Source organism: Mycolicibacterium houstonense (assembly GCF_900078665.2).
GTDB lineage: Bacteria > Actinomycetota > Actinomycetes > Mycobacteriales > Mycobacteriaceae > Mycobacterium > Mycobacterium houstonense.
Window position 1 is genome coordinate 215,343 of the sequence record NZ_LT546208.1, and the last position, 4,672, is coordinate 220,014.

Below are 4,672 nucleotides of genomic sequence, written 5' to 3' on the forward strand. Positions count from 1 at the left end.
GGTCAGGCGGCGGCACCGGACCGCGGCCTCGCCGGCCAGGGTCGCCGGGGCGTTGCGGCGGTGTCGGCATCCCCGCAATTCTGCCTCATCACCCGCCCGGTCAGCTCTGTGGCGCGCCTGTGGATTCGCCCGCCGTCACCACATCGGCCGGTTGCCGAGCCGGATGTGCGGTGGCCGCGGCGGCAATCGACGATCCGGCGATCACCAGGCAGAGCACCGTGTAGGCGAGGCTGCCGATCGGGTCGCCGTCGGCGGTGAGGCCATCGACCGCGCCGAAGTAGGCCGGCAGCGCGGTCAGCCACAGCACCGTCATCACCGCGAGGTACACCGCGGCGTAACGCAGGATGAGCGGGTTCGAGTAACGCACCGTCGCGGGGTCGCGATCGTTGCGCATGGTCGTCCACTGACCGAACAACACCGGGACCGCCACGAGGGTGAGCACGACGAGCTCGGCGGCGTAGATCACCCCGCCCACCGTGGTGCTGCCCGAGATGGTGGCGCCGATGGTGGCGGGCATGGGCAGCACCGCGGTCCCGATCGAGGCCAGCACGCCGACGACGATGGTGCGGCCCAGGATCGCCCACCCGCTGAACGTCCTGCCGTCATCGACGTGGCGGCCGACGAACAGTTGCACGCAGAAGGCCAACGACATCGGCCACAGCGCGGCGAACACCACCACACTGGGCAGCGGCACCGAGGCGAAGAACGGCTGGTTCATCGGATGCTCCAGCGTCCATTCCCACCACCGCAGCTGCGGTCCGATGTGGTCGAAGATCTCGTAGAACGCGTGATGGACGAAGCCCACGCAGACCGCGCCGACGAGCACCCCCCGGCGACGGAACACCCCGAGCATGCGGACGATCTCGTAGGCGACGGTCGCCATCATCGGATAGATCGCGACGATGTAGAGCGGTAGCCGGCCCCACAGGAAGTCCACGGTGAACACGTTGTGCGCGAACATCGTGTCGACGTGCTCACTGATCCCGAACGCACCGGGGAAGTACAGCGGCGGCTCGATGATCAACAGATAGGCGATGGCGCCGAACCACAGCACCAAATTGGTCGGATCGTTGTGCCGGCGCATCCGCACGATCGCGTACACCAGCGCGAGGATCGCCCCGGCGATCACCGTGACCTCCAGCACCGGCAGCGTCCAGTTCTCCAGACCGAACGGGTTGCGGAACTCGACCAGCCCGCCGGCGGTCTCACACGAAAAGCCCAGGCGCTCGGCCAGACCCGAGAAGGTCGGGGTACACAGATCAGACATTGGCTGCGCTCGCCTTCTTCTCCGTCGCCTCACCGGCGGTGTACCACTGGGTCACCTCGTAGCCGTCCTCGTAGCGCCGGAACCACTCGCCGGCCAACGCCGGCAGTTTCTCGTGGGCCGGGTTGTGGCCCGGGACCTGGCTGCGCACGACGCCGGCCAGCGCGGTCAGCATCTCGCGCACCGGCAGGTGTGCGAACGCGTTCTCCACCGGGCCGTCGTACGGCGTCTTGGTGAACGGAAGCTTCTGCAGCAGAGCCTTTCTCCTCGCCTGCATACCGAACATCGACATGGCGTCGATCTTGCGTTCCTCCAGCGGCACATGCTTGTTGAAGCCGTCGCAGGCCACCTTGAGCACCGCCCACACGTGCTTGAAGATCGACGGCGCGACCCGCATCCGGTACCACGGGTCGTCGGCCACCGCGTCGTAGATGATCAGCGCCGAGCTGCGGTGCTCGACCTCTTCGACGAAGTGCCACAGGAACAGTGAGGCCACCCGGTCGTCGCCCGGAGCGAACAGGGTGTCGTCATGGTCGAGCATCAGCTTGAACACCGGGGTGAACGTCGCCTCCAGATCGGCGGTGTAGGCCAGCCGGTACTTCAGCGGGGTTTCGGCGGTCAGGTCGTCGAACGCCTTGATCACCTCGTCGAGGGTCTCCTTGAGACCCGGGTAGGTCTTGATCAGCCCCTTGGCGTGCTGACGGTGGGCCATCGCGTGCTGGCCTTCCTGCCGCACGAAGGCCTGCGCCTCCTCGGCCACCTCCGGGTCGGTGATGAACGGCATGGCCTCGGTGATCATGTGACCGATCATCTTCTCGAAGGCGATGGCCAGGAACGACACCGCGTTGGCCATCGACGAGAAGGCCGGGTTGGTCTCGTTCCACAGGAACGGGACGCGGTGGTCCGCGAACGCGAACCTCATCTTCCGCACGATCAGATCAGTCATCTTCGGCACCTCGCTTGTCTCGACTGTTCGCACCGCGATTGCCTGCCGATCGATACCAATCATACAAACAACGCTTCGTTTGTATGATTACTACACGCGGGTGCGGGCCGTCAACGCCGGAGTGGCGATATCCTGCAGGGATGTTGGCGGCCGGAGATCGCAACCATGGCGCGTAGGCGCGGGTGGGACGGGCGGCCGCCCGCCAGCGACGAGGAAGCCTCCGAACGCATAGTGGCCGCCGCGGTGCAGCTGATCGCCGAGACCGGCACCGGGATCAGCATCGCCGACGTCGCAGGTTCGCTCGGCGTCATCCGGCAGACGGTGTACCGCTACTTCCCCACCGCCGAGTCCCTGATGCACGCGGCGGCCATCGCCACGGTCGACGGATTTCTCGACCGGCTCGCCGAGAGCGTCCGCGGCATCACCGATCCGGCCGAGGCGATGACCGAAGGCGTCATGTTCACCTTGGAGGAGGTGGCCCGCGTGCCGCATCTGCGCATCATGCTGTCCGGGCCGCAGGCCGCGGCCAGTTCGGTCAACGTCGCCTCCGACGAAGGCCAGGCATTCGGTATGCGGATGATCACCCGCTTCGACGTCGACTGGGAGAAGTACGGGTACGACGAAGCCGCGCTGCGTGAGCTCGTGGAATTCACGCTGCGCACCATGCTGTCGTTCTTCGTCGCGCCCAACGACCCCGGCCGCAGCCGAGAAGAGTTGCGCCGCTTCCTCAGACGGTGGCTGGGCGGGTCGATTCTGGCCCAGCCAACCGACGGGTCGCGATGACGTCGCCGAAAATCGCTGGGATCAGCTGATTGAAGATGTCGGCACGCTCCCATTGCAGGAAGTGACCGGCACCCGGAACCACCAGCGGCCCAATACGATTGCGAAACGCCCGCTCGGTGCGCGGCACGAAGTCCTCGCCGACCACGTGATCGTCGGGGCCGTACAACACCAGCGTGCGCACATCGACGGCGTCCATCAGTGGAATGTCGGCCATGGCCCGGCCGTAGGCGAGTTGGTAGGACGCCCACCCGGCCCGCAACCGCGCCTCGTCGCCGAACGGCTCGGTCATGAAATCCACATCGGACTGGCTGAACGAATAGGGTGATCCCCACAGCCGATTGGTGTACATCGCCGCGACCCACTGCCGGCGTGCCGTCGCCGTGGGCAGCATCGCGGCCAGCTCGTCGGGGAAAGCGCCCTGCATCCAGCGGTAGTCGGCCGTGGGATCGGCCGCACCGCCCACCGATGCCGGATGTTGGGTGCCGATCCCCGAATAGTCGACGGCCATGGGCGGAACCGTGTTGAAAACACAAAAGCCCGTGACGAATCCGGGATAGCGGTGGATCAGGTCGGTGCTGACGACGGCGCCGACGTCGCTGGCCGCGATCAGACAGGATTCGTGCCCGAGCCCGTCATGGACCAAGGCGTACAGATCGCGCGAGTAGGTGACGATGTCGTGCTGGTCGTCGGGTGGGATCGAGCTGTCCCCCATGCCACGCAGGTCCGGGACGATCACCTCGAACCCGGCCGCGGCCAGGGCCTCGATGTTGCGCCACCAGATGCGCTTGGTCTCGGGATATCCGTGCACCAGCAGCAGCGGCACCCCGCCGATGCCCTCGCGGACGAATGCCAGCGAAACCCCTTCGGCGACAACGGCAGTGTGAATGGTGAAAGCGTCAGCGGCCGGCACCGGAGGTTGCACCGGACGCTGACGCGGATCGTAACGGAACCCCACTGTCGATCAGCGGGTCCCGCGCACGAGACGGCCCGGGCGCGCCCCGGTGTCGGCGCCGTGGCGGCGGGTGACCACACCACTGACGATCGTGGCGTCATAGCCACTTGCGCCCTGCACCAAACGCTTTCCGCCGGCGGGCAGGTCGTGCACCATCTTCGGCGCGTGCAGGGTCAGGGCGTCCAGGTCGATGACGTTGACGTCGGCCTTCTTGCCCACACTGATCACGCCACGGTCCGACATCCCGTACAGCTGCGCGGTGTCGTGCGACTGCTTGCGGATCACGTACTCCAACGGCAGCTTCTCACCGCGATGGCGGTCGCGGGCCCAGTGCGTCAACAGGAACGTCGGGTACGAGGCGTCGCAGATCATGCTGCAGTGAGCGCCGCCGTCGGACAGGCCCAGGATGCCGGCCGGGTGGGTCAGCATCTCGCGGATGGCGTCGTGATTGCCGTCCGAGTAGTTGAACATCGGGTACATCAACATGGCGCCGGCGTTGGCCTCGAGCATCAGGTCGTACATCGCCGCGAGCGGATCCAGCCCCCGTTGCTCGGCGATCGCGGCGACCGTGCGCTCGTAGGTCGGTTCGTAATCCGGCGGTTCGCCGATGTGGTAGAGCCGGTTCGCGGCGTTCTGGGCGAGCATGAACATGCCGTCGAAGAGCTTGTTCGGATCGATCGGCAGATCCTCTTCACCGAGGATCGCGGCGCGCACCGCCGGATCCGCG

The 4,672-nt window shown here is 66.6% G+C and carries 5 protein-coding genes; 1 reads left to right on the forward strand and 4 read right to left on the reverse strand.

The annotated features are described in order from the left end of the window. Positions 1–100: 100 nt before the first annotated feature. Together BN4332_RS28985 and BN4332_RS28990 are read right to left on the reverse strand one after the other, a co-directional pair. Complete coding sequence (locus tag BN4332_RS28985; RefSeq protein WP_066903194.1) at positions 101–1,267, reverse strand: DUF7802 domain-containing protein; 1,167 nt, start codon at positions 1,265–1,267, stop codon at positions 101–103. Next, positions 1,260–2,210 (reverse strand): metal-dependent hydrolase, encoded by a 951-nt coding sequence (locus tag BN4332_RS28990; protein WP_066903199.1) that lies wholly within the window; start codon positions 2,208–2,210, stop codon positions 1,260–1,262. Before BN4332_RS28990 ends, BN4332_RS28985 begins: the two co-directional genes overlap by 8 nt. 165 nt (positions 2,211–2,375) lie before the next feature. On the opposite strand from BN4332_RS28990, the gene BN4332_RS28995 reads away from it, so the two are divergent. Then, positions 2,376–2,993, forward strand: a complete 618-nt coding sequence (locus tag BN4332_RS28995) for a TetR/AcrR family transcriptional regulator (protein WP_066903196.1) — start codon at positions 2,376–2,378, stop codon at positions 2,991–2,993. Here the strand turns inward: BN4332_RS28995 and BN4332_RS29000 are convergent. Beyond that, complete coding sequence (locus BN4332_RS29000; protein WP_235654324.1) at positions 2,938–3,903, reverse strand: alpha/beta fold hydrolase; 966 nt, start codon at positions 3,901–3,903, stop codon at positions 2,938–2,940. The genes BN4332_RS28995 and BN4332_RS29000 overlap by 56 nt on opposite strands. Before the next feature lie 51 nt (positions 3,904–3,954). Further along, a partial coding sequence (locus BN4332_RS29005; RefSeq protein ID WP_160110947.1) for an amidohydrolase family protein occupies positions 3,955–4,672 on the reverse strand: 718 nt, incomplete at its 5' end.

Bases quoted from the DNA above. Each gene is read 5' to 3' on its own strand.
- BN4332_RS28985 (WP_066903194.1), bottom strand. From the start codon at position 1,267: ATGTCTGATCTGTGTACCCCGACCTTCTCGGGTCTGGCCGAGCGCCTG.
- BN4332_RS28990 (WP_066903199.1), bottom strand. From the start codon at position 2,210: ATGACTGATCTGATCGTGCGGAAGATGAGGTTCGCGTTCGCGGACCAC.
- BN4332_RS28995 (WP_066903196.1), top strand. From the start codon at position 2,376: ATGGCGCGTAGGCGCGGGTGGGACGGGCGGCCGCCCGCCAGCGACGAG.